The sequence below is a fragment of the Clostridium sartagoforme AAU1 genome (assembly GCF_000401215.1).
Lineage (GTDB): Bacteria > Bacillota > Clostridia > Clostridiales > Clostridiaceae > Clostridium > Clostridium sartagoforme.
Genome location: NZ_ASRV01000056.1, coordinates 1 through 3,480, shown reverse-complemented (window position 1 = coordinate 3,480; position 3,480 = coordinate 1). Strand labels below are relative to the sequence as shown.

At 26.4% G+C, this 3,480-nt stretch carries 3 protein-coding genes; all 3 read left to right on the top strand.

Annotated elements, in window-relative coordinates; all coding sequences use genetic code 11:
- Positions 1 to 256 precede the first annotated feature (256 nt).
- Positions 257 to 556, top strand: coding sequence for an ATP-dependent Clp protease adaptor ClpS (locus A500_RS04985; RefSeq protein WP_016206493.1), 300 nt, complete (start codon positions 257 to 259; stop codon positions 554 to 556).
- A 1-nt stretch (position 557) separates the two neighbouring features.
- Positions 558 to 2,801 carry an AAA family ATPase gene (locus tag A500_RS04980; protein ID WP_016206492.1) on the top strand — a complete coding sequence of 748 codons (2,244 nt, stop codon included), beginning with the start codon at positions 558 to 560 and terminating at the stop codon, positions 2,799 to 2,801.
- Between the two features lie 277 nt (positions 2,802 to 3,078).
- Positions 3,079 to 3,480: Rho termination factor N-terminal domain-containing protein (locus tag A500_RS04975; RefSeq protein ID WP_016206491.1), on the top strand; the 402-nt coding region annotated here is incomplete at its 3' end.

Below are 3,480 nucleotides of genomic sequence, written 5' to 3'. Positions count from 1 at the left end.
TTATATACTATTATATATAAGTTGCAATAAGTACTTTATAATTAATTTAATTATTCCAGAACTTAATAGTATTTAAGCAATTTATATATAAATAAAATAGTGAATTATTTCAATATTACTACTTTATTTAAAGAAATTATTAACTTAATAAGACAAGGTGATGTATGGTATTAATTGAAGTATATATAATAATATAATTAAATTTTAAAACTTATCAGTATTTTATTAATGAATTTATGTCATGGAGGAATAATTATTGGAAACTAATGCTAACATAATAGAAAAAATACATATCAAAATAAAAAGACCTAAAAAGTTTATAGTTTTCATGCATAATGATGATTTTACAACTATGGAATTTGTTGTTGCTATTTTAAATGATATTTTTAATAAAAATATAGAAGAAGCTAATAAAATAATGATGGAGGTTCATAAAAATGGCAAGGGCATAGCTGGTATATATCCTTATGATATAGCTATATCAAAAGCTAGTAAGGCTATGACTATTGCAAAGGGAGAAGGATTTCCATTTAAACTTACTGTAGAGGAGGAATGAAATGGATATTAGTAAGATAGTCAGAAATATATTGCTTAGAGCATATAATAAAGCAAAAGAAAATAAAGATGAATATGTAACACCAGAACATTTATTATTAAGTGCCTTAGAAGAAGAAAATTTTAAAGAAATAATTAATAAATTAAATGGAAATGTTGAAGAGTTAGAAAATGATTTAATGAATTATATAAATGAGTATGTAGAAAAACAAGAGGATGGAGATCCGGAAGAAAGTTTTGGAATAAGAAATATACTAATAGTTGCGACTCAGCAAGCGGCATTTAGCGAAAAAAGTGTTGTGACATTAGAACATGTAATAGCAGCAACTTATGCGTTAAAAGATAGTTATGCCATATACTTCTTGGAAAAACAAGGAATTAGTAAGCAGGAGTTATTATTTGAACTTTCTCATAATAAAAATGAAGAAGAAAATGTATCTAAAGATGCTATTAGAATAATAAAAACTACAAATAAATTAGAAAATAAACCCAATAAGAGTATTTTAAATAGTTATTGCACAAATTTAACTGAAGCTATAACTATTGGGGAAAATGATCCATTAATAGGCAGACAAGATATACTAGATAGAACAATCCAAATTCTTTGTAGAAGAACTAAGAATAATCCTGTTCATATAGGTGAACCAGGAGTTGGAAAAACTGCAATAACTTTAGGGCTTGCAAAGCTAATAAAAGAAGGAAATGTTCCTGAAAAGCTTAGAAATTCACAAATCTTTTCTTTAGATATTGGCTCAATACTTGCAGGAACCAAATATAGAGGAGATTTTGAAGAAAGAATAAAACAAATACTAGACGAAATAAAGACTTATGAAAATCCAATTGTATATATAGATGAAATTCATAATATAGTTGGAGCAGGTGCATTAAATGGTAGTTCATTAGATGGAGGAAATTTAATAAAAGGATATTTATTAGAAGGAAAGATAAGGTTTATAGGAGCAACTACATTTGATGATTACAAGAAATATTTTGAGAAAGATAAAGCACTTATAAGAAGATTTCAAGTTGTAGAGGTTAAAGAAACAAGCATAGAAGAAACAATAAAAATATTAGAAGGAATTAAAGAAAATTTTGAGGAATATCATGATGTTAAATATACTAAGGAAGCTATTAAAGCAGCAGTAGAATTAAGCTCAAAATATATTAATGATAGATTTTTACCAGATAAAGCAATTGATATTATAGATGAAGCAGGAGCTTATATTAATATAAGTAGAGAAATTTATAAAGATGGAGTAGTAAGCGAAAATATAATTGAGGAAATAATATCAAAAATATGCCATATTCCTAAAAAGACAGTTGAAAATACTGAGATAGAATCACTTAAAATATTAGAAGATGAGCTTAAGAGCAATATTTTTGGCCAAGATTTAGCTATAAAGGAAGTGACAAGATGTATAAAGATGTCTAGAGCAGGACTTAATGACGATAACAAGCCAGTGGCATCAATGCTTTTTGTTGGCCCAACAGGTGTAGGAAAAACAGAAATAGCTAAAGTATTATCTAGAACTTTAGGAATAGAGCTAGTAAGATTTGATATGAGTGAATATGGAGAAAAGCATGCAGCTTCAAAACTTATAGGTTCTCCACCAGGATATGTAGGATATGAAGAAGGGGGCCTTCTTACAGATACAATAAGAAGGAAACCTAACTCTATATTGCTTTTAGATGAAATAGAAAAGGCTCATCCGGATATATTAGGGGTATTGCTTCAAGTTATGGATTATGCAACCCTTACAGATAATAAAGGAAGAAAAGCTGATTTTAAGAATGCTATAATAATAATGACTTCAAATGCGGGAGCAAGAGATATTGGTAAAAATCTTGTTGGTTTTGGAAGAAATACAATAAAGATGGAAGCGGTAAGCGATGAAGTAAAAAGAGTATTTACTCCAGAATTCAGGAATAGATTAGATAAAGTAGTTATATTTAACCAAATAAATAAAGATATAGCTATAGAAATAACTAAAAAGGAATTAAATAAATTTAAAGAAAAGCTTGAGAGTAAAAATGTAAATTTAAAATTCAGTAAAGAGTGTGTAGAATTTATAAGTGAAAAAGGTCTATCAAGAGAATTTGGAGCAAGAGAAATATTAAGAGTAATAAACTCTGAAATAAAGCCATTGTTAGTGGATGAACTATTATTTGGAAAATTATCTAATGGAGGTCAATGCGAGATAAAAGTAAGAAATGATAAATTTGAAATAGAGAATTTAACTAAATAGTATTTATATAATAAGATGGTATGGATTATTTAATAATAGAATTCATATCATCTATTTTTATTCGTTGGAAATTATAAAAAGTTTATCATTAAAAATTATTTGTAATTTTTTCTTTAGTTGACAAAAGGTAATATGTAAGTTTAAGTTGACTTGAAGTAGAACGCCGGAATAAGAAAACTTACATATGCTATTTTTATTAATCTAAAATATTATGTACACAAATAATAAAAACATATATAATTGTATATGTTTTAAATGAAATAAAGAGGTGGAACAAATGGACAAAGATATAACTAAAAAGCAAGAAGACATAATAAAGAAAGATATAAAGAAAGAAGAAAAGATATGGAAGGATATAGATAATAATGACTCTTTAGAATATCATTTAGATAAAATGACAAAAGACGAACTTATAAAAATTGCAAATAATTATTCAATTAAAGGAATTACTTCATTAAAAAAGTCGCAATTAGTTGAGAAGATAGTTAGTGTAATTGTAGAAAATATTGATTATGCCCTAGACTTATTAGACTTAGACGCATATGTGTATTTAGAAGAAGTTATAAAATTATCTGGTAAAAAACAATTTTTCTCATCGGAAATTATAAATGCTAATTATTTTAGAAATAGAGGAATAATGTTCACATCAGTAAGTGAAGGAAAACTGTATGCTGTAATC